The sequence below is a fragment of the Roseicyclus salinarum genome, from assembly GCF_029624655.1.
GTDB lineage: Bacteria > Pseudomonadota > Alphaproteobacteria > Rhodobacterales > Rhodobacteraceae > Roseibacterium > Roseibacterium salinarum.
On sequence record NZ_JARRSA010000038.1, the window covers coordinates 1 to 25,208 of the forward strand.

General features: G+C 67.1%; 21 protein-coding genes. 3 read left to right on the forward strand and 18 right to left on the reverse strand.

The features are described 5' to 3' along the window. The 13 genes from P6F26_RS17755 to rplK form a co-directional block, all read right to left on the reverse strand. Positions 1-95 (reverse strand): GTP-binding protein (locus P6F26_RS17755; protein ID WP_018590913.1); only part of this gene is annotated, 95 nt, incomplete at its 3' end. Between the two features lie 84 nt (positions 96-179). After that, positions 180-2,303 (reverse strand): elongation factor G, encoded by a 2,124-nt coding sequence (fusA, locus tag P6F26_RS17760; protein ID WP_278030046.1) that lies wholly within the window; start codon positions 2,301-2,303, stop codon positions 180-182. 27 nt (positions 2,304-2,330) lie between these two features. Continuing rightward, positions 2,331-2,801 (reverse strand): 30S ribosomal protein S7, encoded by a 471-nt coding sequence (rpsG, locus tag P6F26_RS17765; RefSeq protein WP_278030047.1) that lies wholly within the window; start codon positions 2,799-2,801, stop codon positions 2,331-2,333. A 12-nt stretch (positions 2,802-2,813) separates the two neighbouring features. Next, positions 2,814-3,185: a 30S ribosomal protein S12 gene (gene rpsL / locus P6F26_RS17770; RefSeq protein ID WP_085835153.1), complete on the reverse strand. Its 372-nt coding sequence runs from the start codon at positions 3,183-3,185 to the stop codon at positions 2,814-2,816. Between the two features lie 301 nt (positions 3,186-3,486). Then, the gene (locus tag P6F26_RS17775) at positions 3,487-4,407 is read right to left on the reverse strand and encodes a DMT family transporter (RefSeq protein WP_278030048.1); all 921 of its coding nucleotides are present in this window, start codon (positions 4,405-4,407) and stop codon (positions 3,487-3,489) included. Then, entirely contained in the window at positions 4,404-5,255 is an 852-nt protein-coding gene (locus P6F26_RS17780) for a glycosyltransferase (protein ID WP_278030049.1), read from the reverse strand. Before P6F26_RS17780 ends, P6F26_RS17775 begins: the two co-directional genes overlap by 4 nt. Positions 5,256-5,315: 60 nt before the next feature. Beyond that, positions 5,316-5,606: an acylphosphatase gene (locus P6F26_RS17785; RefSeq protein ID WP_278030050.1), complete on the reverse strand. Its 291-nt coding sequence runs from the start codon at positions 5,604-5,606 to the stop codon at positions 5,316-5,318. Positions 5,607-5,724: 118 nt separating this feature from the next. Further along, complete coding sequence (gene rpoC / locus P6F26_RS17790) at positions 5,725-9,972, reverse strand: DNA-directed RNA polymerase subunit beta' (RefSeq protein ID WP_278030051.1); 4,248 nt, start codon at positions 9,970-9,972, stop codon at positions 5,725-5,727. 90 nt (positions 9,973-10,062) lie between these two features. Further along, the gene (rpoB, locus tag P6F26_RS17795) at positions 10,063-14,199 is read right to left on the reverse strand and encodes a DNA-directed RNA polymerase subunit beta (RefSeq protein WP_278030052.1); all 4,137 of its coding nucleotides are present in this window, start codon (positions 14,197-14,199) and stop codon (positions 10,063-10,065) included. Positions 14,200-14,482: 283 nt separating this feature from the next. Continuing rightward, positions 14,483-14,863, reverse strand: a complete 381-nt coding sequence (gene rplL, locus P6F26_RS17800) for a 50S ribosomal protein L7/L12 (protein ID WP_278030053.1) — start codon at positions 14,861-14,863, stop codon at positions 14,483-14,485. Between the two features lie 63 nt (positions 14,864-14,926). Then, positions 14,927-15,445, reverse strand: a complete 519-nt coding sequence (rplJ, locus tag P6F26_RS17805) for a 50S ribosomal protein L10 (RefSeq protein ID WP_278030054.1) — start codon at positions 15,443-15,445, stop codon at positions 14,927-14,929. Between the two features lie 405 nt (positions 15,446-15,850). Further along, complete coding sequence (rplA, locus tag P6F26_RS17810; RefSeq protein WP_278030055.1) at positions 15,851-16,549, reverse strand: 50S ribosomal protein L1; 699 nt, start codon at positions 16,547-16,549, stop codon at positions 15,851-15,853. A 3-nt stretch (positions 16,550-16,552) separates the two neighbouring features. Continuing rightward, on the reverse strand, positions 16,553-17,005 hold the full coding sequence (rplK, locus tag P6F26_RS17815) for a 50S ribosomal protein L11 (RefSeq protein WP_278030056.1): 453 nt from the start codon (positions 17,003-17,005) through the stop codon (positions 16,553-16,555). Positions 17,006-17,220: 215 nt separating this feature from the next. Here rplK and P6F26_RS17820 point away from each other — a divergent pair, with 215 nt between their 5' ends. Both P6F26_RS17820 and P6F26_RS17825 read left to right on the forward strand, forming a co-directional pair. Next, positions 17,221-17,820: a Crp/Fnr family transcriptional regulator gene (locus P6F26_RS17820; protein WP_278030057.1), complete on the forward strand. Its 600-nt coding sequence runs from the start codon at positions 17,221-17,223 to the stop codon at positions 17,818-17,820. A 70-nt stretch (positions 17,821-17,890) separates the two neighbouring features. After that, positions 17,891-18,085, forward strand: coding sequence for a YgaP family membrane protein (locus P6F26_RS17825; protein ID WP_278030058.1), 195 nt, complete (start codon positions 17,891-17,893; stop codon positions 18,083-18,085). A gap of 81 nt (positions 18,086-18,166) precedes the next feature. On the opposite strand, the gene nusG is transcribed toward P6F26_RS17825, so the two are convergent. Next, positions 18,167-18,700 carry a transcription termination/antitermination protein NusG gene (nusG, locus tag P6F26_RS17830; protein ID WP_278030059.1) on the reverse strand — a complete coding sequence of 178 codons (534 nt, stop codon included), beginning with the start codon at positions 18,698-18,700 and terminating at the stop codon, positions 18,167-18,169. A gap of 200 nt (positions 18,701-18,900) precedes the next feature. Continuing rightward, positions 18,901-19,092, reverse strand: coding sequence for a preprotein translocase subunit SecE (gene secE, locus P6F26_RS17835; protein ID WP_278030060.1), 192 nt, complete (start codon positions 19,090-19,092; stop codon positions 18,901-18,903). A 116-nt stretch (positions 19,093-19,208) separates the two neighbouring features. Between secE and P6F26_RS17840 the strand changes: the two genes are divergently transcribed. Then, entirely contained in the window at positions 19,209-19,703 is a 495-nt protein-coding gene (locus tag P6F26_RS17840; protein WP_278030061.1) for a YdcF family protein, read from the forward strand. 26 nt (positions 19,704-19,729) lie between these two features. Here the strand turns inward: P6F26_RS17840 and P6F26_RS17845 are convergent, their stop codons facing one another. The 3 genes from P6F26_RS17845 to P6F26_RS17855 are packed head-to-tail and all read right to left on the reverse strand — an operon-like array spanning position 19,730 to position 25,137. After that, the gene (locus tag P6F26_RS17845) at positions 19,730-21,082 is read right to left on the reverse strand and encodes an HlyD family type I secretion periplasmic adaptor subunit (protein WP_278030062.1); all 1,353 of its coding nucleotides are present in this window, start codon (positions 21,080-21,082) and stop codon (positions 19,730-19,732) included. Further along, positions 21,075-23,105, reverse strand: a complete 2,031-nt coding sequence (locus P6F26_RS17850) for a type I secretion system permease/ATPase (protein ID WP_278030063.1) — start codon at positions 23,103-23,105, stop codon at positions 21,075-21,077. Before P6F26_RS17850 ends, P6F26_RS17845 begins: the two co-directional genes overlap by 8 nt. A gap of 25 nt (positions 23,106-23,130) precedes the next feature. Continuing rightward, positions 23,131-25,137, reverse strand: coding sequence for a hypothetical protein (locus P6F26_RS17855; protein ID WP_278030064.1), 2,007 nt, complete (start codon positions 25,135-25,137; stop codon positions 23,131-23,133). Between the last annotated feature and the right edge of the window lie 71 nt (positions 25,138-25,208).

The following is a 25,208-nucleotide window of genomic DNA, read 5'->3' on the forward strand; positions in this document are numbered from 1 at the left end:
ATCGCTGCCGTCAGCGTCGTCTTGCCGTGGTCGACGTGGCCGATCGTGCCGATGTTCACGTGCGGCTTGTTACGTTCAAACTTTGCCTTTGCCATGATGGCCTCCTTGTCGTGCGGGCGGCGGGAGAAGCTCCCGCCCTACGGTGGATGGGTAGGGCGGGGATCACCCCGCCACCCGGGTCATGCGTATTTCGACTGGATCTCTTCCGAGATGTTCTGCGGAACCGGCTCGTAATGGTCGAACTGCATCGTGAACTGCGCGCGGCCCGAGGACATGGAGCGCAGGGTGTTGATGTAGCCGAACATGTTCGCCAGCGGCACGAAGGCGCCGATTGCGATCGCGTTTCCGCGCGGCTCCTGGCCGGTCACCTGCCCACGGCGGGAGGTGAGGTCGCCGATGATGCTGCCGGTGTATTCCTCCGGCGTGACCACCTCGACCTTCATCATCGGCTCGAGCAGCTGCGCGCCGGCCTTCTTGAGGCCTTCACGCATGCACATGCGGCTGGCGATCTCGAAGGCGAGGACCGACGAGTCCACGTCGTGGAACTTGCCGTCCAGAAGCGCGACCTTGAAGTCGATCACGGGGAAGCCCGCGATCGGACCGCTGTCCATGACCGACTTGATGCCCTTCTCGACGCCCGGAACGTATTCCTTCGGAACCGCGCCGCCGACGATGCGGGACTCGAACGAGTAGCCTTCGCCCGGCTCGGTCGGCGAGATCTCGAGCTTGACCTCGGCGAACTGGCCCGAACCACCCGACTGCTTCTTGTGGGTGTAGGTGTGCTCGATCTTCTGGCGGATCGTCTCGCGGTAGGCCACCTGCGGCGCGCCGATGTTGGCCTCGACCTTGAACTCCCGCTTGAGGCGGTCGACGAGGATGTCGAGGTGAAGTTCGCCCATGCCCTTCATGATCGTCTGACCGGACTCGATGTCCGTCTCGACGCGGAAGGACGGGTCCTCGGCGGCAAGCCGCTGAAGGCCCTGGGACATCTTCTCCTGGTCGGCCTTCGTCTTGGGCTCGACGGCGATCTCGATCACCGGGTCGGGGAAGGTCATCGTCTCCAGAACGACCGGATCCGCCTTGTCGCAGAGCGTGTCGCCCGTCGTCGTTTCCTTCAGGCCGGCAAGCGCGATGATGTCGCCCGCGAAGGCCTCTTCGATTTCCTCGCGGTTGTTGGAGTGCATCATCATCATGCGGCCGATGCGCTCGCTCTTGCCCTTGGTCGAGTTCAGGATCGAGTCGCCCTTCTTCAGCACGCCCGAGTAGACGCGCGTGAAGGTGAGCGTGCCCACGAAGGGGTCGTTCATGATCTTGAACGCGAGGCCGGCGAACGGCATGGCGTCATCGGCGCGGCGCGCGATGTTGCGGGTTTCCGTCTCGTCGCCCGGCTTGAAGCCCATGTAGTCGACCACGTCCAGCGGGCTGGGCAGGTAATCGACCACGGCGTTCAGGAGCGGCTGGACACCCTTGTTCTTGAAGGCCGAGCCACCAAGCACGGGAACGAAGCTGAGCGACAGGCAGCCTTTGCGGATCAGCTTCTTGAGCGTCGCGGTGTCGGGCTCCTCGCCTTCGAGGTAGGCCATCATCGCATCGTCGTCCATTTCGACGGCGTGCTCGATCAGCTTCGCGCGCCACTCGTCGGCCTGCGCCTGCAGCTCGTCGCGGATCGGCTGGCGGATCCAGGACGCGCCAAGGTCTTCGCCCTGCCAGACCCACTCTTCCATCGTGACGAGGTCGACGATGCCCTCGAGCTTGTCCTCGGAGCCGATCGGGAAGTTCACCGGAACCGGCGTCGCGCCCGTGCGGTCCTTGACCATCTGCACGCAGTTGAAGAAGTCGGCGCCGATCTTGTCCATCTTGTTGACGAAGACGAGGCGCGGAACCTTGTAGCGGTCGGCCTGACGCCACACCGTCTCGGTCTGCGGCTCGACGCCGGCGTTGGCGTCCAGCAGCGCGACCGCGCCGTCGAGAACCGCCAGCGAACGCTCGACTTCGATCGTGAAGTCGACGTGTCCGGGGGTGTCGATGATGTTGAAGCGCACCTTCGTGTCCGACGTGCCCTCGGCGGTCGGGTCTTCCTGCCACTGCCAGAAGGTGGTGGTGGCGGCCGACGTGATGGTGATGCCGCGCTCCTGCTCCTGCTCCATCCAGTCCATGGTGGCTGCGCCGTCATGGACTTCGCCGATCTTGTGGGACCGGCCGGTGTAGAACAGGATGCGCTCCGTCGTCGTGGTCTTGCCCGCGTCAATATGGGCCATGATCCCGAAGTTGCGGTAGCGCGTGAGCGGATAGTCGCGTGCCATGGGGATGTCCTCAGGCTGAAATTGAACTTACCAGCGGTAGTGGCTGAACGCCTTGTTGGCGTCCGCCATCTTGTGGGTGTCTTCCCGCTTCTTCACGGCAGAGCCGCGCGAGCTGGCGGCGTCGACCAGTTCCCCGGCAAGACGCTCTTCCATCGTGTTCTCGTTGCGGGCGCGGGCGGCGTTGATCAGCCAGCGGATCGCCAGCGCCTCGCGGCGCTCGGGACGGACTTCGACGGGCACCTGGTAGGTGGCGCCACCGACGCGGCGAGAGCGGACCTCGACGGCGGGCTTGATGTTGTCGAGCGCCTCGTGGAACACCTCGACGGGCGCGCGCTTCAGGCGGCCCTCGACGCGATCGAAGGCGTTGTAGACGATCGCCTCTGCGACCGACTTCTTGCCGTCGATCATCAGGTTGTTCATGAACTTGGTCAGGACGCGATCGCCGAACTTGGCGTCGGGGAGAATTTCGCGTTTCTCGGCGCGATGACGACGGGACATGTGCGTATCCTCTTACTTGGGGCGCTTCGCGCCGTATTTCGAACGGCGCTGGCGACGGTCCTTGACGCCCTGCGTGTCGAGCACGCCGCGCAGGATGTGGTAGCGCACGCCGGGAAGGTCCTTCACCCGGCCGCCACGGATCAGGACCACCGAGTGCTCCTGAAGGTTGTGGCTCTCGCCGGGAATGTAGCTGATCACCTCGAAGCCGTTGGTCAGGCGCACCTTGGCGACCTTCCGCATGGCCGAGTTCGGCTTCTTCGGCGTCGTCGTGTAGACGCGCGTGCAGACGCCGCGCTTCTGCGGGCAGCTCTCCAGGTGCTGGGACTTGGAGCGTTTTACTTTGGGCTGCCGCGGTTTGCGGATCAGCTGCTGGATCGTCGGCATTGGGTCTCCCCGTCTGGCTCTCTCGTTTCGGCGGCGCCGCGCGCGTCGGTCGGGACGCGCGAAAACACCAAAACCGCATGCATCCCTTCCCTACCTGGAGGACGCTGCGGTGGAAGTTTCAGAGGATCGGGGCACGTCAACGGCCCGGATCATGACCACTACAATTCTGTATCTGGGGCTGGGGCGCCGCGCAGGCGGCACCTCGGCCGGGTGCGCGCCGTATAGGGGGAGTCGAAACGGGTGTCAACAGCGCCCGGCGCCGTCCCCGCGCCTCGCGGCGAGACAGCCGTCGCATGGCGCTTCACACCCCCTCCGCGCCCTGCCGGACGGCCGCCGCCGCCGCCCGCCTTGCCCGCGCGGCGACGACGCGCTCGCGCAGGATCGTGTAGACGCCCATCGCCACCACGATCGCCGCCCCCGAAAGCGCCAGCGCGTTGGGCCATTCGGCGAAGAAGACGAACCCGAACACCAGCGCGAAGACCAGCGAAGTGTAGCGGAACGGGGCCGTGAAGGCGATCTCGCCAACCCGCATCACCATGATCGAGAAGAGGTAACCGCCGATGATGAAGACCGACGCCAGCGCGATAAGCCCGGCTTCGCGCAGGCCGACCGGCGCCCATGGCTCGAACAGGCTGAGGACGCCGCCGAAAAGACCGACGGACGCGGCGGTGACGACGGCGACCGTCATCGAGGGCAGGCCGCTGCTGAAGCGCCGGGTGACGAGGTCGCGGCCCGTGATGATGAGCACCGCCAGAAGCGCGAAGAGGGCGTAGGCGTTGAACCCCTCGGTTCCCGGCTGGACGATCAGCATGACGCCGGCGAACCCCGCCAGGACCGCGCTCAGCCGCCGCCAGCCCAGCGGCTCGCCGAGGAAGACCGCGGCGGCCACCGTCACCGCAAGCGGAAGCGCCGACAGGATCGCCGTCGCGTTCGCGATCGGCATGTTCACCAGCGCCGTGAGGAAGGCGACCATCGCCCCGATCTCGAAGATGGTGCGCCACGCCACTTTCGCCCGGTCGGCGCGCGGAATGCTGAACCGAAGCTGCCCCAGAGACGCGGCCAGAAGGGTCAGAAGGAAGGTCGTCAGCACGCCGCGCAGGAACACGATCTGAAACAGCGGCACGTCCTGCGCGAGCAGCTTCACGAACACGTCGTTGAGGGTGAAGGCGCCCATGCTCGCCGTCATCAGAAGCGCGCCCCGGAGGTTGGGACCGGGACTCATTTCGATGGGGCCCCTTGTGCCAGCCGCGCCAGAAGCGGCCGGATGCGCTGCGGGGCGAGCCCGAAGCGGTCGCGCAGAAGCGTCGCGGCCTCGTGGTCGTCGAGGCGCTCGGCGCGGGCGGGGCGGGTGCGGCCGCTGTCGTTGCCGCCATGCAGCGTGCGGACGAACATCTCGGGCGAGGGGTCGGCCCAGAGGCGGACATGCGCAAGCAGGTGCGCGTGGTTCCAGCGGAAGATGTTGTGCCGGAAATCGTAGGGCGTGATCATCGCGCTGGCCTGTCCGAGCGGGTGCGTCTCGCTGTGGCGATAGACCGGCAGTCCGTCCTCGTCCAGATCCCAGAACAGCCCGGTCTGAAAGCCGATGGCCACCGGCGTCTCGGCGTCCGCCCAGCCGACCTGAAGCATGCGGTCGGACGTCTCGCGCAGCCGTTCGACGTAGTCGACGGCCACCGCGTCGTCGTCGTCGATGCGGAACCCCGTGACGAAAGGCACCTCCTCGCGGGCGCCGAAGCGGAAGCCCCTTCGCGCCGCCTGCAGGGGGCCGAGTGGCTGGAGCGCGCAGATCCGCATGAAGGGGTATGTCGCGCGCAGGGCCTTCAGGCGCCTGCGCCAGCGCAAGGGCATCATGTCGCCCGCAAGCACCACGAGCGTGAAGTCGGGATCGGTCTGGGCGGCCAGCGAGGGCAGGCAGACATTCTCGAAATACGCGAACCGGCGCCGCATCCGCCCGGGCTCGTAGAGGGTGGCGATAACGGCCTCCAGCCCGGCCCCGGACAGCCGAAAGCCCCCCGTCGCCGGATAGGAGAACCTGCACAGCCCCACGATCTGGTTGTCGGCTCGTCTTTGCATGCCCGCGTCCGCACCGATGTCCGGCCCCAGCCTAATGCGTTCGCACGGCGGGGAACATGGCTATGGCGCGTCGTCGAGGATCTCGAAATCCTGCGCATCGGTGGGCGCGCCCGGCATGGCGGTGACACGGTCCACGCGCGCCAGCGCGGGCCCCCGCTCCAGCGCCTTCATCATCGTGCCGACCGCGTCGGGCGGCCCTTCGATCAGGGCGGAGACGCTGCCGTCGGCCTCGTTGCGCACCCAGCCTGCGAGGCCGCGCGCATCCGCCTCGCCTTTCGTCCAGGCGCGGAAGGACACGCCCTGCACCCGGCCCGTCACGCTGACGATCATTGCGGTGGGTTCGGTGCTCATGCGCGGGCCTCCTCGGTGCGGGGTGGTCGGGCCGGAGACTAGCGCGGGCGCGCTCGAACGTAAAACGCCCCGCCGGTGAGGGCGGGGCGCTGATGTCATGGCGTCCGTGGCAGCAGGCTCATTCGCCCGGCGTCTCCTCGGTCGCGGTCTCCTCGGTGACCTGGTCCCCGGCATCCTCGCCGAAGACCGCTTCCGGGGCGGCCAGCGCCGCGGCCGCCTCGGCCTCGGCGCGCGCGGCCTCGATCACCTTGTTGTCCCGCTCGGTCGCGATGCGGCGCACGCGCTGCGTGGCCCCGCCCGTGCCGGCGGGGATCAGGCGCCCGACGATCACGTTCTCCTTCAGGCCCACGAGCTTGTCGCGCTTGCCCTGGACCGAAGCCTCGGTCAGGACCCGCGTCGTCTCCTGGAACGACGCCGCCGAGATGAACGACCGGGTCTGCAGCGACGCCTTGGTGATCCCGAGCAGGATCGGCTCGCCCTCGGCCGGACGCCCGCCCTTCGCGATCGCCTTCTCGTTGGCCGCGTCGAACTCCGCCTTGTCGACGTGCTCGCCCTTCAGAAGCGTCGTCTCCCCGCTGTCGAGGATCTCCCACTTCTGCAGCATCTGGCGGACGATCACCTCGATGTGCTTGTCGTTGATCTTCACGCCCTGAAGCCGGTAGACGTCCTGCACCTCGTCGATCAGGTAGCCTGCGAGCGCCTCGATCCCCATGATCCGCAGGATGTCGTGCGGAGCCGGGTTGCCGTCCATGATGTAGTCGCCCTTCTGGACGAAATCGCCCTCGGCGACCGGGATGTGCTTGCCCTTCGGCACCATGTATTCGACAGGCTCGAGGTTGTCGTCGGCGGGCACGATCGAGATCCGGCGCTTGTTCTTGAAGTCGCGCCCGAATTTCACGTAGCCGTCGATTTCCGCGATGATGGCGTGGTCCTTGGGACGACGCGCCTCGAACAGTTCCGCCACCCGCGGAAGACCGCCGGTGATGTCCTTGGTCTTGGCGCCCTCGCGCGGGATCCGCGCCACGACGTCGCCGGCCAGGATCGCCTGGCCGTCCTCGACCGAGAGGATGGCGTCAACCGACATCGTGTAGGTGACCGGGTTGCCCTGGTCGTTGCGGACCGGTTCCCCGTCCTCGCCGACGATGATGATCTCCGGCTTCAGTTCGTTGCCCTTGGGCGCGGTGCGCCAGTCGGACACGATCTTCTGCGTCATGCCGGTCGCGTCGTCGGTATCCTCGCGGATCGACACGCCCGAGATCAGGTCGACGAACTTCGCGGTGCCCGCCTTCTCGGCGATGATCGGAAGCGTGTAGGGGTCCCATTCGAACAGGCGGTCGCCGCGCGAGACCTTCTGCCCTTCCTCCACCATGACCTTGGTGCCGTAGCCGAGCTTGAAGCTCGCGCGTTCGTCACCCTGCGCATCGGTGATGACCACCTGCATGTTGCGGCCCATGACGATCTGCTCGCCGTTGGCGTTCTTCAGAAGGTTGGGGTTCGCGAAGGTGACCGTGCCCTCGACGTTGGCTTCCTGGAAGGACTGCTGGCCGCCCTGCGCGACGCCGCCGATGTGGAAGGTCCGCATCGTCAGCTGCGTGCCGGGCTCGCCGATGGACTGCGCCGCGATGATGCCGACGGCTTCGCCCTCGTTCACCTTGGTGCCACGCGCGAGGTCGCGCCCGTAGCAGGTGGCGCAGACGCCCTCCTCTGCTTCGCAGGTCAGCGGCGAGCGGATGGCGATCGTCTGCACGCCGGCGCTTTCGATTGCGTCGGCCTTGCGTTCGTCGATCAGCTCGCCACGTGCGACGATCACCTCGTCGGTGCCCGGAACCATCACGTCCTCGCCACAGGTCCGGCCGAGGATGCGCTCGGCCAGCGAGGCCACGACCTCACCGTCGTTGACGGCCGCCGAAGCGGAGATCGTGTTCTCGGTTCCGCAATCGTCCATGCGCACGATGCAGTCCTGCGCCACGTCCACGAGACGGCGGGTCAGGTAGCCCGAGTTCGCCGTCTTGAGCGCGGTGTCCGACAGACCCTTCCGCGCGCCGTGGGTGGAGTTGAAGTACTCCAGAACCGTCAGGCCTTCCTTGAAGTTCGAGATGATCGGCGTCTCGATGATCTCGCCCGAGGGCTTGGCCATGAGGCCGCGCATCCCGCCCAGCTGCTTCATCTGCGTGACCGAGCCACGGGCACCGGAGTGGGCCATCATGTAGACCGAGTTCGGCTCGTGCTCGGCGCCGTTCTCGTCGTACTTCTTGGACGAGATCGTCGTCATCATGGCGTCGGTGACCTTGTCGTTGGCTTTCGACCAGGCATCGATGACCTTGTTGTACTTCTCGCCCTGGGTGATCAGGCCGTCCATGTACTGCTGTTCGAATTCCTTGACCTGCTCGCGGGTCTCGTCGACCAGCGTCCACTTCGTCTCGGGGATCACCATGTCGTCCTTGCCGAAGGAGATGCCGGCCTTGAAGGCCTCGCGGAAGCCCATGGTCATGATCTGGTCGCAGAAGATGACCGACTCCTTCTGGCCGCAGTAGCGGTAGACGGTGTCGATGACCTGCTGAACCTCCTTCTTGCGCAGGAGGCGGTTGACCAGCTCGAACGGAGCCTTGGCGTTGAGCGGCAGCAGCGCGCCCAGAAGCGCGCGGCCCGGCGTCGTCTCGAACCGCTTGAGGACCTCGTTGCCCTCTTCGTCGATCTGCGAGATCCGCGCCTGGATCTTGGTGTGCAGGTGCACCTCGCCCGCGTCGAGGGCGTGGCGCACCTCGTCCACGTCCGAGAAGATCATGCCCTCGCCCTTCATGCCCTCTCGCTCGAGCGTGACGTAGTAGAGGCCGAGGATCATGTCCTGCGATGGCACGATGATGGGCGCGCCGTTGGCGGGCGACAGGACGTTGTTCGTCGACATCATCAGGACGCGCGCCTCGAGCTGCGCCTCCAGCGAGAGGGGGACGTGAACGGCCATCTGGTCGCCGTCGAAGTCGGCGTTGAACGCCGAGCAGACCAGCGGGTGAAGCTGGATCGCCTTGCCCTCGATCAGCACGGGCTCGAAGGCCTGGATGCCGAGCCGGTGCAGCGTGGGCGCCCGGTTCAGAAGGACGGGATGCTCGCGGATGACCTCGTCGAGGATGTCCCAGACCTCGGGACGCTCCTTCTCGACCAGCTTCTTCGCCTGCTTGACCGTGGAGGAAAGGCCCTTGGCCTCGAGCCGCGAGTAGATGAACGGCTTGAACAGCTCGAGCGCCATCTTCTTGGGCAGGCCGCACTGGTGCAGCTTGAGTTCCGGTCCGGTCACGATGACCGAGCGGCCCGAGAAGTCCACGCGCTTGCCGAGCAGGTTCTGGCGGAACCGGCCCTGCTTGCCCTTCAGCATGTCCGAAAGCGACTTCAGCGGGCGCTTGTTGGCGCCCGTGATGACGCGGCCACGGCGGCCGTTGTCGAACAGCGCGTCGACGGATTCCTGCAGCATCCGCTTCTCGTTGCGGATGATGATGTCCGGCGCGCGCAGTTCGATCAGGCGCTTGAGGCGGTTGTTCCGGTTGATGACCCGGCGATAGAGGTCGTTGAGGTCCGACGTCGCGAAACGGCCGCCGTCCAGCGGCACCAGCGGACGCAGTTCCGGCGGAATGACCGGAATGACGGTCATCACCATCCACTCGGGACGGTTGCCCGATTCAAGGAAGCTCTCGACGATCTTCAGGCGCTTGATGATCTTCTTCGGCTTCAGCTCGCCCGTGGCCTCCTTGAGGTCCTCGCGCAGTTGCGTCGCCTCGGATTCCAGGTCGATCGCGGCCAGCATCTCGCGGATCGCCTCGGCGCCGATGTTGGCGCTGAACGCGTCGGCGCCATAGGCGTCCTGCGCGTCGAGGAATTCCTCCTCGCTCATCAGCTGGCCGTAGGTCAGGTCGGTCAGACCCGGCTCGATCACCACGTAGTTCTCGAAATAGAGGATCCGCTCGAGGTCGCGCAGCGTCATGTCCAGCATCAGGCCGATGCGGCTGGGCAGCGACTTGAGGAACCAGATGTGGGCGACGGGCGAGGCGAGCTCGATGTGGCCCATGCGCTCGCGGCGGACCTTCTGCAGCGTGACTTCCACGCCGCATTTCTCGCAGACGACGCCGCGATACTTCATGCGCTTGTATTTGCCGCAAAGGCACTCGTAGTCCTTCGTGGGTCCGAAGATACGCGCGCAGAACAGACCGTCACGCTCGGGCTTGAACGTGCGGTAGTTGATCGTCTCGGGCTTCTTGATCTCGCCGTAGGACCAGCTGAGGATCCGCTCGGGCGACGCGAGCGAGACCTTGATCTCGTCGAACGCCTTGGGCGGGGTCAGCGGGTTGAACGGGTTGTTGGTGAGTTCCTGGTTCATCTGAATACCTCGAAGTGTGCGTGGGACGGGGGACGGCGCGGGGCCGCCCCCAAGGGGCCGAATGGGCGGCGCGTCACGCCGCCCGCTGGCTCACTCCTCGTCCTCCGCATCCAGGAGTTCCATGTTGAGGCCCAGACCGCGGACCTCCTTCACGAGAACGTTGAACGATTCCGGCACGCCGGCCTCGAAGTTGTCCTCGCCCTTGACGATCGACTCGTAGACCTTGGTGCGGCCCGCCACGTCGTCGGACTTCACCGTCAGCATCTCCTGCAGGGTGTAGGCCGCGCCGTAGGCTTCCAGCGCCCAGACCTCCATCTCGCCGAAACGCTGGCCACCGAACTGCGCCTTGCCGCCCAGCGGCTGCTGGGTGACGAGGCTGTAGGGCCCGGTCGAACGCGCGTGGATCTTGTCGTCCACGAGGTGGTGCAGCTTGAGCAGATACTTGACGCCCACCGTGACCTGCCGCGCGAACTTCTCGCCCGTGCGGCCATCGAAGAGATCGGACTGACCGCTCTGGCTGAAGCCCGCGCGAACAAGCGCATCGTTCACGTCGGCTTCCTTCGCCCCGTCGAAGACCGGCGTCGCGATCGGCACGCCGTTGGTGACGTTCGATGCCGCCTCGAGGACCTGCTCTTCGGTCATGCCGCCGAACGCGTCATCGTAGGTGCCGTCGCCATAGGCGATCTTCAGGGCGTCGCGCACCGGGGTCATGTCACCCGAGCGGCGATACTCGTCCAGCGCCTCGTCGATCTTGATGCCGAGGCCGCGCGCGGCCCAGCCCATGTGCGTCTCGAGGATCTGGCCGACGTTCATCCGCGACGGCACGCCGAGCGGGTTGAGCACGAAGTCCACAGGGGTGCCGTCCGCGAGGAAGGGCATGTCCTCCATCGGGACCACCTTCGAGATGACGCCCTTGTTGCCGTGACGGCCGGCCATCTTGTCGCCCGGCTGAAGCTTGCGCTTCACCGCGATGAAGACCTTGACCATCTTCATCACGCCCGGAGGCAGGTCGTCGCCGCGGCGGACCTTCTCGACCTTGTCCTCGAAGCGGTGATCGAGCGCGCGCTTCTGCGCCTCGAACTGCTCGTGGAGCGCCTCGACCTGGGCGGCGTCCTGCTCGTCGCCGAGCGCGAGCTGCCACCACTGGCCGCGGCTGAGGGTCTCGAGAAGCTCCTCGGTGATCTCGGACCCGGCCTTGACGCCCTTGGGACCCTTCACCGCGGTCTTGCCGAGGATCATGGACTTGAGGCGCGCGTAGATGTTCCGCTCGAGGATGACCAGCTCGTCGTCCCGGTCGCGGGCCAGACGCTCGACTTCCTCACGCTCGATCTGCAGGGCGCGTTCGTCCTTCTCGACGCCGTGCCGGTTGAAGACGCGAACCTCCACGATCGTGCCGAAGTCGCCCGGCGGCAGCCGGAGCGAGGTATCGCGCACGTCCGAGGCCTTCTCGCCGAAGATCGCGCGAAGAAGTTTCTCCTCCGGCGTCATCGGAGATTCGCCCTTGGGCGTGATCTTGCCCACGAGGATGTCGCCCGGCCCCACTTCGGCGCCGATGTAGACGATGCCCGCCTCGTCGAGGTTGCGCAGGGCCTCCTCGCCGACGTTCGGGATGTCGCGGGTGATTTCCTCGGGCCCGAGCTTGGTGTCGCGCGCCGCGACCTCGAACTCCTCGATGTGGATCGAGGTGAACACGTCGTCACGCACGATGCGCTCGGAGATCAGGATCGAGTCCTCGTAGTTGTAGCCGTTCCACGGCATGAACGCGACGACCACGTTCTTGCCGAGCGCGAGCTCGCCCATGTCGGTCGAGGGCCCGTCGGCGATGACTTCGCCCTTGCCGACCGTATCGCCCACCTTCACCAGCGGACGCTGGTTGATGCAGGTGTTCTGGTTCGAGCGCTGGAACTTGCGCAGGCGGTAGATGTCCACGCCGGCATCGCCCAGCTCGAGGTCCGATGTGGCCCGGACCACGATACGCTGCGCATCGACCTGGTCGATGACGCCGGCCCGGCGGGCCTGGATCGCGGCGCCCGAGTCGATGGCGACCTTGCTCTCGATTCCGGTGCCCACGAAGGGCGCGTCCGCCTGCAGAAGCGGCACGGCCTGACGCTGCATGTTCGAGCCCATGAGGGCGCGGTTCGCGTCGTCGTTCTCGAGGAAGGGGATCAGCGAGGCGGCGACCGAAACCAGCTGCTTCGGCGACACGTCGATCAGGTCCACGGCCTCGCGGGGCGCGAGCGTGTATTCGCCCGACTGGCGGGTGTTCACCATCTCGTTGATGAACTGGCCGCCGTCCGAGAGGTTGGCGTTCGCCTGCGCCACGGTGTGGCGCATCTCCTCGGTGGCCGACATGTAGACGACCTCGTCGGTCACCTGCGCGTTCTCGACCTTCCGGTAGGGCGTCTCGATGAAGCCGTACTTGTTCACCCGCGCGAAGGTGGCGAGCGAGTTGATCAGGCCGATGTTCGGACCTTCCGGCGTCTCGATCGGGCACATCCGGCCGTAGTGCGTCGGGTGTACGTCGCGCACCTCGAAACCCGCACGCTCGCGCGTCAGACCGCCCGGCCCAAGGGCCGAGAGACGGCGCTTGTGCGTCACTTCCGACAGCGGGTTGGTCTGGTCCATGAACTGCGACAGTTGCGAGGAGCCGAAGAATTCCCGCACAGCGGCGGCCGCGGGTTTCGCGTTGATCAGGTCCTGCGGCATGACCGTGTCGATCTCGACCGAGGACATGCGCTCCTTGATGGCGCGCTCCATCCGCAGAAGGCCGACGCGGTACTGGTTCTCCATCAGCTCGCCGACCGAACGCACCCGGCGGTTGCCGAGGTGGTCGATGTCGTCGATCTCGCCCTTGCCGTCACGAAGCTCCACCAGCGCCTTGATGCACGAGATGATGTCCTCGTTGCGGAGCGTGCGCTGCGTGTCCTCGGCGTCGAGGTCGAGGCGCATGTTCATCTTCACGCGGCCAACGGCGGAAAGGTCGTAGCGCTCGCTGTCGAAGAACAGCTGGTTGAACAGCGTCGATGCGGCCTCCACGGTCGGCGGCTCGCCGGGGCGCATGACGCGGTAGATGTCCATCAACGCGGAGTCCCGGTTGAGGTTCTTGTCCATCGCCATGGTGTTGCGCATGTACGGGCCGACATTGACGTTGTCGATGTCGAGGACCGGGATCTCGGTGATGCCCGCGTCCAGAAGCTCCTTCAGGGTTCCGCCCGAGACTTCTCCGTCCTTGTCGGTCTCCCACGTCAGCTCGTCGCCGGCTTCCACGTAGATCGCGCCGGTTTCCTCGTCGATGATGTCCTTGGCGACGTAGCGGCCCACGATCTGGTCGAAGGGGACGAGGATCTCGGTGACCTGGCCGTCGTCGATGATCTTCTTGACGGCGCGCGGCGTGACCTTCTTGCCGGCCTCGGCGATCACTTCGCCGGTCTTGGCGTCGACGATGTCGGCGACCGGGCGGGTGCCGCGCACGCGCTCGGGGAAGAACTTGGTTACCCAGCCCTTCTTCTTGTCCAGCTTGAAGCTGACCGTATCGTAGTAGGCATCCATGATGCCTTCCTGGTCGAGACCCAGCGCGTAGAGCAGCGTCGTCACCGGCAGCTTCCGGCGGCGGTCGATCCGCGCGAACACCATGTCCTTGGCGTCGAATTCGAAGTCGAGCCACGAGCCGCGGTAGGGAATGATCCGGCAGGCGAACAGCAGCTTGCCCGACGAGTGCGTCTTGCCCTTGTCATGGTCGAAGAACACGCCCGGGCTGCGGTGCATCTGGCTGACGATGACGCGCTCGGTGCCGTTGACGATGAAGGTGCCGTTCGGCGTCATCAGGGGCATGTCGCCCATGAAGACATCCTGTTCCTTGATGTCCTTGACCGACTTCGCGCCGGTATCCTCGTCCACGTCGAACACGATCAGCCGCAGCGTCACCTTGAGGGGCGCGGCATAGGTGAGGTCGCGCTGCTGGCACTCCTCGACGTCGAACTTGGGCGTCTCGAGTTCGTACTTCACGAACTCCAGCACCGCGGTCTCGTTGAAATCCTTGATCGGGAAGACGGACTGGAAGACGCCCATGATGCCTTCGCCGTCGGTGGGCGTGGTCTGGTCGCCCGAGTTGAGGAACAGGTCGTAGGAGGACTTCTGCACCTCGATCAGGTTCGGCATCTCCAGAACTTCGCGGATCTTGCCGTAGAATTTGCGGATACGTTTCTGGCCTTCGTAGGTCTGAGCCATGCGACTGCGCACCTTTCATCTCTCGCGCGGCCCTCTCGCCGCCGGGGCCTCGGCGGAGAGCTCGCAAGATTTCAGACGTGGCGGATCAATCCGTTCGCCGTCCCACCGGCAAAGCCCGATCCTGGTGCCACCGTCTTGGAAAATGCCTCGCGCAGCGAGGCCCTTTCCAAGACGCGGGAGGCTGGACCCGGATTTCTCCGGGCCCAGCCAATGTCTCGTCTTGGGGCGGACCTCTGCCGAGATCCGGCCGTCCCCCGCGGGAGGACGGTTCCCCGTATGTCGCTCAGGCCAGCTCGACCTCGGCGCCAGCTGCTTCCAGCTTGCCCTTGATGTCTTCGGCTTCGGCCTTGTCGACACCTTCCTTGATCTTGCCACCGGCTTCGACCAGGTCCTTGGCTTCCTTGAGGCCGAGACCGGTGATCGCGCGCACTTCCTTGATCACGTTGATCTTCTGTGCACCGGCGTTCTTGAGGACGACGTCGAATTCCGTCTTCTCTTCCTCGGCTGCCGCACCGGCGTCGCCGCCTGCGGGGCCGGCCATCATCACCGCGCCACCTGCGGCGGGCTCGATGCCGTATTCATCCTTGAGGATGGTCTTCAGTTCCTGGGCTTCCAGGAGGGTGAGACCGACGATCTCTTCTGCGAGTTTCTTCAGATCAGCCATTTGTTCAGGTTCCGTATGTAGGATTGTGTTCCAACGCCGCAAGATGCGGGTCTTCGGGATGCCTTAAGCGGCCTCCGCCTTTTCCTCGATTGTGGAAAGGATGGAGGCGATGTTCGAAGCAGGCGCGCCAATGGCCCCGGCGATGTTCGATGCCGGTGCCCCGATGCAGCCGACGATGGAAGCGATGAGCTCCTCGCGCGACGGCAACTTGGACACGGCCGTGACACCGGCACGGTCCAGAACGTTTCCGTCCATGGCTCCGCCAAGGATCACGAACTTGTCGTTGGCCTTGGCGTAGTCCTCGGCGACCTTGGCTGCTGCCACGGGGTCTTCCGAGTAGGACAGAACGGTCATGCCCGTGAGGTAATCCGCGATGCCAGCGACATCGGTTCCCTCGAGGGCGATCTTGGCGAGCTTGTTCTTGGCGACGCGGACCGACCCGCCAGCTTCACGCATGCGCGCGCGCAGGTCCTGCATCTCGGCAACCGTGAGACCCTCGTAGTGCGCGACCACGACGACGCCAGAGCTTTCGAAGATCTGGCCGAGTTCCTCGACCACTTTCTCTTTCTGGGCTCTATCCACAGTTTCACTCCAGTTTGGGGCCCTGATCGCTCAGGCAACCCCGGCTCGATGGTACCGGATCGCTCCGGCGGTTTTGGTCCGTTGACCCGGGCGGAACCCGAAGCCAAATAACGGGAACCAAACCCGCCCGAAGCGCTCGTACGGAGCCTCGGCCGTCTGGTCTGATCCCGTCTCGGGCAGGAATTAGCGAGGGACGATCCCCCGACCCACCGTCTCGGACGAAACGCAAAAGAGCGCGTGACGAATCGCGCGCTCTCTCGCAAGTCTGGTGCCTACCTCGCGCCAGCCGATTTGCCAAGCCCCGGAAAGGCCCCTGTCAAGGGAAACCCGCAGCGCCGCGGCCAGAACGCGAAGCGGCGCACCCCGCCGGGGGTGCGCCGCGATCGTTGTGCCGGAATGGTGCCGTCAGTTACCCGTCGCGCTGTCCAGCGAGACCGAGACGCCCGGCCCCATGGTCGAGCTGAGCGACACCTTCTTGAGGTAGGTGCCCTTGGCGCCCGCCGGCTTGGCACGGCTCACCGCCTCGACAAAGGCGCGGATGTTCTCCGCGAGCTTGTCGGCGCTGAACGAGGCCTTGCCGATGCCGGCGTGGATGATGCCGGCCTTCTCGACCCGGAACTGGACCTGTCCGCCCTTGGCCGACTTCACGGCTTCGGCGACGTCCATCGTCACGGTCCCGATCTTCGGGTTCGGCATCAGGTTGCGGGGGCCCAGAACCTTGCCCAGACGGCCGACGATCGGCATCATGTCAGGCGTCGCGATGCAGCGGTCGAACTCGATGGTGCCGCCCTGGACGGTCTCCATCAGGTCCTCCGCGCCCACGATGTCTGCGCCGGCTTCCTTCGCCTCGTCAGCCTTGGGGCCGCGCGCGAAGACGGCGACGCGGACGGTCTTGCCCGTGCCGTTCGGCAGGTTGACCGTGCCGCGAACCATCTGGTCTGCGTGGCGCGGGTCGACGCCGAGGTTCATCGCGATCTCCACGGACTCGTCGAACTTGCTCGAGGCGTTCGCCTTGATCAGCTCCACCGCGTCCTCGACCGTGAGGTCATGCTTGCCTTCGAAGGCGGCCTGCGCGGCCTTCAGTCGCTTTCCGATCTTGCCCATGACTTATCCCTTAACCTCGATGCCCATCGACTTGGCCGAGCCAAGGATGATCTTCATCGCCGATTCGACGTCGTTCGCGCTGAGATCGCGCATCTTCAGTTCGGCGATCTCGCGCAGCTGCGCGGGGGTGACGGTCGCGATCGTTTCGCGGCCGGGGGTCACGGCGCCCTTCGGACGGTTGCGCTTGCCCACGGGCTTCAGACCGGCAGCCTTCTTGAGATAGTAGGACGCGGGCGGCGTCTTGATCTCCATCGTGAAGGACTTGTCCTGGTAGTAGCTGATCACCGTGGGGCACGGCGCACCGGGCTCCATCTCCTGCGTCTTGGCGTTGAACGCCTTGCAGAATTCCATGATGTTGATGCCGCGCTGGCCGAGGGCGGGGCCCACCGGCGGCGAGGGGTTGGCCTTGCCTGCAGGGATCTGCAGCTTCATCTTGCCAACGAGTTTCTTGGCCATCTGGCCTCTCCTTTGGTCCAACGGCCACGGGGCGCGCCCCATGACCTTCGTTGCCGTGGTCCGGTCCGGCGGTCGCGACCGCCTCGCCTCCCACATGAAGGTGCCGCCCTCTCGGGCGACCGGCGCGACATAGACAGGGCAGGCCCGCAATGCAAGCGTCATCGCCGCCCGCGGCCGATCTTGGCAGCCGGGGGAACCTGTGCCAGCGTCCCGGCATGAGCGTTCGTCCGCGCCAGTTCTCCCTGCCGAAGGGCGCCCGCGTCTTCTCGCCGGGCGATCCCTGCCAGGGCTTCGTGTCCCTGGGGCGGGGCACGATCCGCGTCTCGCTGACCGCGCCGAACGGGCGGGAGGTGGTGCTCTACCGCGTCAGGCCGGGCGACGTGTGCCTCCAGACCTTCTCGTGCCTGATCAATGGCACGACCTATCGCGCCGAGGGCGTCGCCGAAAGCGAGGTTTCGGGCGTCATCCTGCCCGCCCCGCTGTTCCACGACCGCATGAGCTCGGACAAGGCCTTCCGGGCCGATGTCTTCGCCTCGGTCGCGAGGCGCTTCGGCGACTTCGAACAACTCGTGGAGGACGTCGCGCTGACCGGGTTCGACGCGCGGCTCGCGCGGGTTCTGCTGAGGCTGCGCGGAGAGGGGGGCAGCGTGACGGCCACGCACGAGCAGCTCGCCGTCGAGACGGCGTCGGGCCGCGCCTTCGTCTCCCGCAGGCTGGCCGACTTCGCGGCGCGGGGCCTCGTGCGCGTCGGGCGCGGCCGCATCGACATCGCGGACGCCGGGGGGCTGGAACGGATTGCCGCGGACGGACGGTGACAGTGTCACCGACGCGGACGGGGGCCATGCGGTATCCTTGGCGCATGTTCAGACATGAGGAGAGGCTTCAATGACCCGCAACGAAGGCAACGTGGACCGCGCGCTCCGCATCATCGTGGGGCTCGCCCTTCTGGCCATCGTGTTCGTCGGCCCGCAGACGCCGTGGGGCTGGATCGGCCTCGTGCCGCTGGTGACCGGGCTCGTGGGCATCTGCCCGCTCTACGCGGCGCTCGGGATCAACACCTGCCAGATGCGGAAGCGCTGAAACGCAAAGGACGCGCCCGCCGTGGCGGCCGCGTCCCTTCAAACCCGTCCCGGGGGTGCGGCCCGACGCGCGCCCGGCCTCTCAGCCCTGCTTGGAGACCTGGGTGAATTCCAGTTCGACCGGCGTGGCGCGGCCGAAGATCGACACCGACACCTTCAGGCGCTGGTTGTCGTCGTCGACTTCCTCGACCATGCCGTCGAAATCCTCGAACGGCCCTTCGTTCACCTTGACCTTCTCGCCGATCTCGAAGGTGATCGTGGACCGCGGCGCGGCCTCGCCTTCCTCGACACGGTTCAGGATCGCGTTCACCTCATCGTCGCGCATTGGCATCGGGCGGCCCTGCGGGCCAAGGAAGCCGGTGACGCGCGGGATGGAGTTGATCGCGTGGTAGCCCTGGTCGGTCATGTCCATCCGCACGAGGACGTAGCCCGGCATGAACCGGCGCGGAACGGTCACCTTCTTGCCGCGGCGGATCTCGATCACCTCTTCCTCGGGAACGAGAACTTCCTCGATCACCTCCTCGAGGCCCTTCTCGGCCACGGCGGTGCGGATCTGTTCAGCCACCCGCTTCTCGAAATTGGACAGCACGCTGACCGAATACCACCGTTTTGCCATCTCGCACGCGTTCCTTCGCAGATCGCACCATGGCGGCGCGATGTCACTTTCCGATCGATGCCCGCCGGCTTCCGCGCGGCGGCTCCCCGAAAAAGAAACAGCGTGCAACGCGATTCGATGCACGCCATTTTCGGGAAGTGCCGCCGGGATTACCCCCCGCTCCGGCGGAAATCAAGACCAACGCGGGACGGGGCGGGCCCTCAGCCGAAGAAGGTCAGAATCAGCTCCAGCGCCTGCCGGATCACCCAGTCCACGCCGAAGAAGAAGATGGCGAAGACGACGGCCATCAGGAACACCATCGCGGTCGTCACCAGAACCTCGCGGCGCGTCGGCCAGACCACTTTCGCGATCTCGGCGCGCGTCTGCTGGAGAAACTGGAACGGATTGGTCATGGTGATGTCCCCGGACTGCATCTCGGGGGCATATACGCATGGGCACGATAGGGCGCAAGCGGGCTGGTGGACGTGAGCGCCGCCCCGGTGCGCAACGCAACAGGAGCCGGTCGCGCATGACACGGACCCCGGACACCCGGCGAGCGATCCTTGTCCTCGGCGCGGCGGTGCTGCCGGGCGGCGCGCCCTCGGCGGCGCTGTCGCGGCGCACGCGCCACGCGGCGGCGCTGTGGCGCGCGGGGCGCGCGGAGGCGATCGTGGCCTGCGGGGGCGTCGGCCGCCATCCGCCCGCCGAGGCGGAGGTGATGCGCCGCATCCTGATCGCCGAGGGCGTCCCGCCCGGCGTCATCCTCTGCGAGGTGGCCTCGACCAGCACGGCCGGGAACATCCGGCTCGCGCTGCCGATCCTCGACGGACTGGGGATCGCCTCGGTGCTGATCGTCTCCGACGCATGGCACCTGCCCCGCGCCCGGCTTCTGGCGCGGCGTTCGGGCCTCGAGGTCGAGACCGGCGCGCCGCCTTGGCGCAGCGCACGCCGTCTTGCGCAGCTGAAGGGCGCGCTGCGCGAGATCCCGGCCGTCCTGGCCGCGCTCCTGCACCTCGAACGTTGAAGCGGGACGCGGCGCGCGCCCTGCCCTCACTGCTCGCGGAAGGCGCGCGACATGGAATCGACGATCGGCTTGGCGATGTATTGCGCGAACGTGCGCTCGGCCGTCTGAACCATGACCTCGGCGGGCATTCCGGGGGTGGGCGCGAAGCCCCGGACGCGGGCCAGTTCCTCGGGGCTGAGCGCGACGCGCACGACGTAGACCTCGCGGTTCGACCCGTCCGGGCTGTCGGCGACGGCGTCGGCCGAGACGTAGTCCACCCGCCCGTTCAATACCGGTGTCGTGCGCTGGTTCAGGCCCGTCAGCCGCACGACCGCGGGCTGCCCCACCTCGATGCTGTCGATGTCCGCACGCGCGACCAGCGCCTCGATGATGAGCGGCGCGTCCGAGGGCACGATCTCGGCGATGGCGCGGCCGGTTTCGATCACGCCGCCGGTCGTGTGGTAGTAGAGGCGCACGATCGTCCCGCTGTCGGGCGCCGTGACCTCGGTGCGCAACAGGACGTTCTCCGAGCGCCGCGCCTGTTCGCGGACGCTTTCCAGTTCGCTCTGCACCACCTGAAGCTGGTCGAGCGAATTGCGCCCGTATTCGTCGAGCGTCCTCTCGCGCTGGCTGATGGCGCGGGACTGAAGCTCGGCGATCTCGCCCAGTTCGGCGTCCAGCCGCGCGACCTGTCCCTCGCCCTCCAGGAGCGCGCGGCGCAGGGCCAGCACCTCCGAGCGGCGGATCAGGCCGCGTTCCAGCAACTCCTCCTGCGACACGAGTTCCTCGCGCAGGATGTCGATCTGATCGCGGAGCGCCTGGCGCTGGGAGGAATAGCCCGCCTCGCGGAACTGCAGCGCCTCCATGTTGCGCTGGACGATCGCTAGGTCGTTCATCAGCCCCGAGCGCGTGACCGAGAAGGCGACGCGCTGGCCGTCGAGGATCGCGGCGACGTCGGGATCGTCGCGCAGCGCGTCGAGATGCTCGGGGAACACCAGCTGCCCGTCGCGCGCATGTTCGGCGAGAAGCCGCGCCTCGGTCGCCTCGAGGCGGATGCGGCGCAGCATGAGCTCGCGGTTGTTGGCCTCGGCGGCGGTGTCGTCCAGCCGCACCAGCACCTGCCCCTCGGTGACGTAGTCGCCTTCGCTGACGAGGATCGCGTCGATGATGCCGCCCTCGAGGTGCTGCACGATCCTGTTGCGTCCGGTTGCGACGAAGCTGCCCTGAGCGATGACCGCCGCGGCAAGCGGCGCGCCGAAGGCCCAGACCGAAAAGCCGCCGAAACTGACCGAAAGCAGAAGCGCCGCGGCCAGCACCAGCCGCGAGATCGAGCGGGGAACGTCCCGATACCATTCCGCCCCATGCGCGGGCGGCTGCCGTGTCGCGATGGCGTCATTCATCGTCCTGCCCTCCCTTCTGCGCGCAGCCTTCGGGACGGGGCGGCACGACGCCGGGCCCGGACCCCGCCACCTGCCCCCCACCTGCCTGTGGACGCGCGTTCAGCCGTTCAAGAACCGTGTCGCGGGTACCGAAAAGCGCGACCGAGCCCTGCGCCAGCACCATGATCTTGTCGACCACGCTCAGAAGCGCCGGCTTCTGGGTGATGACGACCACGGTGATGCCGCTTTCGCGGGCGTGTTCGATGGCCCGCGCCAGCGCGCGGTCGCCCGCGGTGTCGAGGTTCGAATTGGGCTCGTCCAGCACCACGAGGCGGGGATGCCCGAAGAAGGCGCGGGCCAGCGCGATGCGCTGCTTCTGCCCGCCCGATAACGGGGCGCCGTCGGCGGCGACGAATGTCTCGTAGCCGTGGGGCAGCTGGGCGATCATCTCGTGGACGTCCGCGAGGACGGCGGCGCGGTGCACCTGCTCGTCGGTCGCGTCGGCGCGCATCCGGGCGATGTTGTCCTTGATGCTGCCGGGAAAGAGCTGCACGTCCTGCGGCAGGTAACCGAGGTTCTCGCCCAGCTGCCTGGGGTCCCAGTTGCGCAGGTCCATGAGATCGAGGCGCACGTTGCCCGAGGTCGGCAGGACCGACCCCACCAGCATCTTGCCCAGCGTCGTCTTGCCGGCCCCGGAATTCCCGATCACCGCAAGCGTGTCGCCGGGATCGAGCGAGAAGTTTATCCCGTTCAGGACCACCTGCTTCGTGCCGCCCGGAACGTATAGCAGCCGCTCAACGTCGAGCCGTCCCTCGGGACGCGGCAGGCGCAGCCGCTCGAACCGGAGCCGCGAACCGCTCAGCAGGCCCGCGATCCGGCCATAGGCGGCGCGCGACAGCAGAAGCGCGTTCCACCCCTCGATCGCGCCCTCGATCGGGGCCAGCGCGCGACCCGCTATGATCGAGGCGGCGATGACCATGCCGCCCGTGATCTGGCCGTCTATGGCGAGGTAGGCGCCCCACCCCAGCATCGCCACCTGCGTCAGCAGGCGGACCCCGCGCGAGATCGAGGCGCTGACGATGTTGCGGTCCTGCGCGCGCACCTGCGCGATCAGCGAGGCGGCGGTGTCCCGCCCCCACATCGACACCGCCTCGGGGATCATCGCGAGCGCGTTGATGATCTGGCTGTTGCGCGACATCGAATCGAGATGCTGGTTCGCCTTGGCCTGCGCGAGGTTGGCCTGGGCGAAGGGGCGCTGCGTGACCTTCTGGTTGATAAGCGCGATCAGCAGGAGCACTAGCGCCGTGACGACGACGATGGTCCCGAGGTGCGGATGGATCAGGAAGATCACGAACACGAACAGCGGCGCGAAGGGCACGTCGAGGATGGACATGAGCGTGCCCGACACGAGGAACGAGCGCACCTGCTGAAGATCGCCCAGCGTCTGGTATTCGCGGCCGGTGCCGTGGAGCGAGGCATGGGCGGCGGCGCTGAGGATGGGCGCACCGAGCTGCACGGCGACCTCGACGGCGGTGCGCATAAGGATGAAGCGCCGGATGGCGTCGAAGACCGCGTGGAAGATCACGGCGCCCGCGATGACCGCCGTAAGCATGATCAGCGTGTCGGTCGAGCGGCTCGTCAGGACGCGGTCCGAGATCTGGAAGAGGTAGATCGGGATGGCGAGGATCAGGACGTTGGTCGCGCAGGTCAGCACCAGAACGAAGCCCATGTTGCTCCAGACCGCCCTGCGGCCCTTCCGGAGACGGGCGTTGAAGTCCTCGGGACCGACACGCTCGTGAAAGCCCCGCCCGCCGCCGCCGCCGCCCGATGCTGGCGGCGGACGGAGCGGTGGAACGGGTTCGCCGGCACGCGCATCGATCGTGGCGCCCATCGGAGTTCTCGCGCCGGTCCCGCGCGTCTCGCCGCGAGGATCGGGGCCTTGCTCACGGTCGGCGGGGTCCCTCGAACGCGCCCTCGACGGATCGGGATCGACGCGAAGCTCGGGCCCCAGCCTGAGAATGTCCGCGCCAACGTGATCCTTCATGGCAGCCCCCTGTTCGTTCCGGTCGTCACGTCATGATCGCGTGCAGCACGTCGCTGCCTGCCGGGTGATCCGCATCGGCCAACGCGGGCCCCGCGTCGGGGCCGGGGGGCGCCTCCAGCATGTCGTCGGCGAGGAACGCCACCGCCTCGCTTGCCAGCGGCGCCAGCCCGACGCCCGTGGGCGGAGCGTCGGCGTCCAGCAGTTCGGCCTGATAGATCAGCGCGTCGCTGTAGGCCTCGCCGCCGACCATCACCTCGGAATCGAGGCCGGTGTCGTGGATGCGCGCCGCGTTCAGCTGGGCGTTCGACCCGGTGACGAGGCGCGGACCCGCGCCCGCCGCCCCCAGACCGTCGAGAAGCAGCTCGATCTGATCGCTGTCCCCGAGGAAGTTGTGTTGCTGGACGATGTTGGCCTTTATCAGGTCGCCCTCGACCTGCAGCACCCTGAGTGCCGACTTGCCCTCGAAGCGGGCGTCCTGCGCCACCTCGCGGGACAGCGTCTTGCGGCCCTCCGCCATCTCGTCCAGCGCGCTGCGGAAGCTGTCCTGAAGCGTGGACATCTCGTCGATGCCGGTCTGCTTCAGCTCGGCGAGGTTGTATTGCAGGTTGTCCCCCGACCGGGGGACCGCCGCGGCGCCGCCGACGGCGTCGGTGTCGAGCAGCACGTTGACCTGTTCGATCACGTTCATCGTGACCATGTTGCCGCCCACGAGGATCAGGTCGTAGTCGAAGCCCAGCTCGGCCAGGCGGACGCCGTTTCCGATCTCGTTCTCGCCCGTGCCGATGTAGGTGGCGGCCGCCGACACGGTGATCTCGGCCCGGTCGAAATCCGTCGCGAAGACGTATTGCTGCACCCAGTTTACCGCCACGACGTCGCCCTCGACGCGCACGATGGTCCAATCCACCGGAAACACGCCGGCCGCATTCGGAGCTGCCGGATCGCCGGGGCCCGGCGCGGCCTCGAAGGCGAGGGAGACCCCGTTCAGCATCTGCGACGGCGTGGTCCCGCCGAGTGCGCCCGGCGCGACGGCCATGGCGTTGACCTGGCTGACCGCGTCCAGCCGGATGACGTCCTTCGCCACGGCGATCACCGGCGCGTCGATCCAGGCCTGGGCGATCGTCGTCTCGTTGGTGACGAGGTTCGCGCCCGTGACGGCCGCATGGCCGGGATCGACCCCGAACGGCGAGCCGTCGGTGTCGGTCGTGCCGTCCGGCGGCACGTCGGGAAGTTCCTTGCCGGCCGCCGTCTCGGCCTCGGCCTCCCGCGCGGCCTTCCGGTCAGCGAGATAGGCGGGCAGGAGGTCGGCGAACGCGGGCAGCCCGCCCGTGTCCTGCGCCACCCCGTCCCCGGCGGCGACTGGCGCGCCGTCGAGATAGACACCCCGCGCCGCCTCGCCGCGCAGCAGAAGCTGCACCTCGGCCACGCCGGGATCTGGCGCGAAATCCGCGATCCACTCCGCAAGCGCGACGGCCGCCTCCACGGTGGGCACCATCGGCAGGGCCGCGATCGCCGGGCCGAGGGCGCCGATGCCATCGGCCGCTTCGATCAGCCGGAGGAAGTCCTTCAGCAACGCCTCGGGGTCCGCGAAGGCGGTCTCGCCCGTGACGAGAAGAAGATCGTTGTCCCAAAGCTCGGAGGTCTGGCGGATCGACACGAGGATCGAGTTCGGCAAGGCCACGAAAGGCGGCCACGAGACCTCCCACCCGATCGCGGGCAGGGCCGTTTCGGGCTCGGTGGCGGGCGTGGCGGGCGGGGGAAGCGGGGGCTGCTTCGCGGCGATGGGAAGGGCGTCAAAGGGCTGCGCGGACCGGCCGTCCGTCTTGACCGGCGCAGACATGTAGACGAGGCCCGGATCGAAGCCCTTGAGCGTGTGCGGAGCGTCGACCCGGAGTTCGGGAACCGGCTGCTCGTCGCGGTCCTTCTCGTCTCGCTCCAGCGCGAAGGCGTCGTACTCGAGCCGCAGGCGCTGCCCCTCGACCTCGAGGTGGAACAGGCCGACGAAGTGGGCGATTTCCTCGCTGATGCGGTCCATGTCGTTGCCGGGCCTCTCTCATCGAAAGCGGCGGGCGGCCACCGCCAACGCGGCGCCGCCCGTATGCCCCC

Coding starts and splice junctions, on each gene's coding strand:
- fusA (WP_278030046.1), bottom strand. CDS start 2,303: ATGGCACGCGACTATCCGCTCACGCGCTACCGCAACTTCGGGATCATG.
- rpsG (WP_278030047.1), bottom strand. CDS start 2,801: ATGTCCCGTCGTCATCGCGCCGAGAAACGCGAAATTCTCCCCGACGCC.
- rpsL (WP_085835153.1), bottom strand. CDS start 3,185: ATGCCGACGATCCAGCAGCTGATCCGCAAACCGCGGCAGCCCAAAGTA.
- P6F26_RS17775 (WP_278030048.1), bottom strand. CDS start 4,407: ATGAGTCCCGGTCCCAACCTCCGGGGCGCGCTTCTGATGACGGCGAGC.
- P6F26_RS17780 (WP_278030049.1), bottom strand. CDS start 5,255: ATGCAAAGACGAGCCGACAACCAGATCGTGGGGCTGTGCAGGTTCTCC.
- P6F26_RS17785 (WP_278030050.1), bottom strand. CDS start 5,606: ATGAGCACCGAACCCACCGCAATGATCGTCAGCGTGACGGGCCGGGTG.
- rpoC (WP_278030051.1), bottom strand. CDS start 9,972: ATGAACCAGGAACTCACCAACAACCCGTTCAACCCGCTGACCCCGCCC.
- rpoB (WP_278030052.1), bottom strand. CDS start 14,199: ATGGCTCAGACCTACGAAGGCCAGAAACGTATCCGCAAATTCTACGGC.
- rplL (WP_278030053.1), bottom strand. CDS start 14,863: ATGGCTGATCTGAAGAAACTCGCAGAAGAGATCGTCGGTCTCACCCTC.
- rplA (WP_278030055.1), bottom strand. CDS start 16,549: ATGGGCAAGATCGGAAAGCGACTGAAGGCCGCGCAGGCCGCCTTCGAA.
- rplK (WP_278030056.1), bottom strand. CDS start 17,005: ATGGCCAAGAAACTCGTTGGCAAGATGAAGCTGCAGATCCCTGCAGGC.
- P6F26_RS17820 (WP_278030057.1), top strand. CDS start 17,221: ATGAGCGTTCGTCCGCGCCAGTTCTCCCTGCCGAAGGGCGCCCGCGTC.
- P6F26_RS17825 (WP_278030058.1), top strand. CDS start 17,891: ATGACCCGCAACGAAGGCAACGTGGACCGCGCGCTCCGCATCATCGTG.
- nusG (WP_278030059.1), bottom strand. CDS start 18,700: ATGGCAAAACGGTGGTATTCGGTCAGCGTGCTGTCCAATTTCGAGAAG.
- secE (WP_278030060.1), bottom strand. CDS start 19,092: ATGACCAATCCGTTCCAGTTTCTCCAGCAGACGCGCGCCGAGATCGCG.
- P6F26_RS17840 (WP_278030061.1), top strand. CDS start 19,209: ATGACACGGACCCCGGACACCCGGCGAGCGATCCTTGTCCTCGGCGCG.
- P6F26_RS17845 (WP_278030062.1), bottom strand. CDS start 21,082: ATGAATGACGCCATCGCGACACGGCAGCCGCCCGCGCATGGGGCGGAA.
- P6F26_RS17850 (WP_278030063.1), bottom strand. CDS start 23,105: ATGAAGGATCACGTTGGCGCGGACATTCTCAGGCTGGGGCCCGAGCTT.
- P6F26_RS17855 (WP_278030064.1), bottom strand. CDS start 25,137: ATGGACCGCATCAGCGAGGAAATCGCCCACTTCGTCGGCCTGTTCCAC.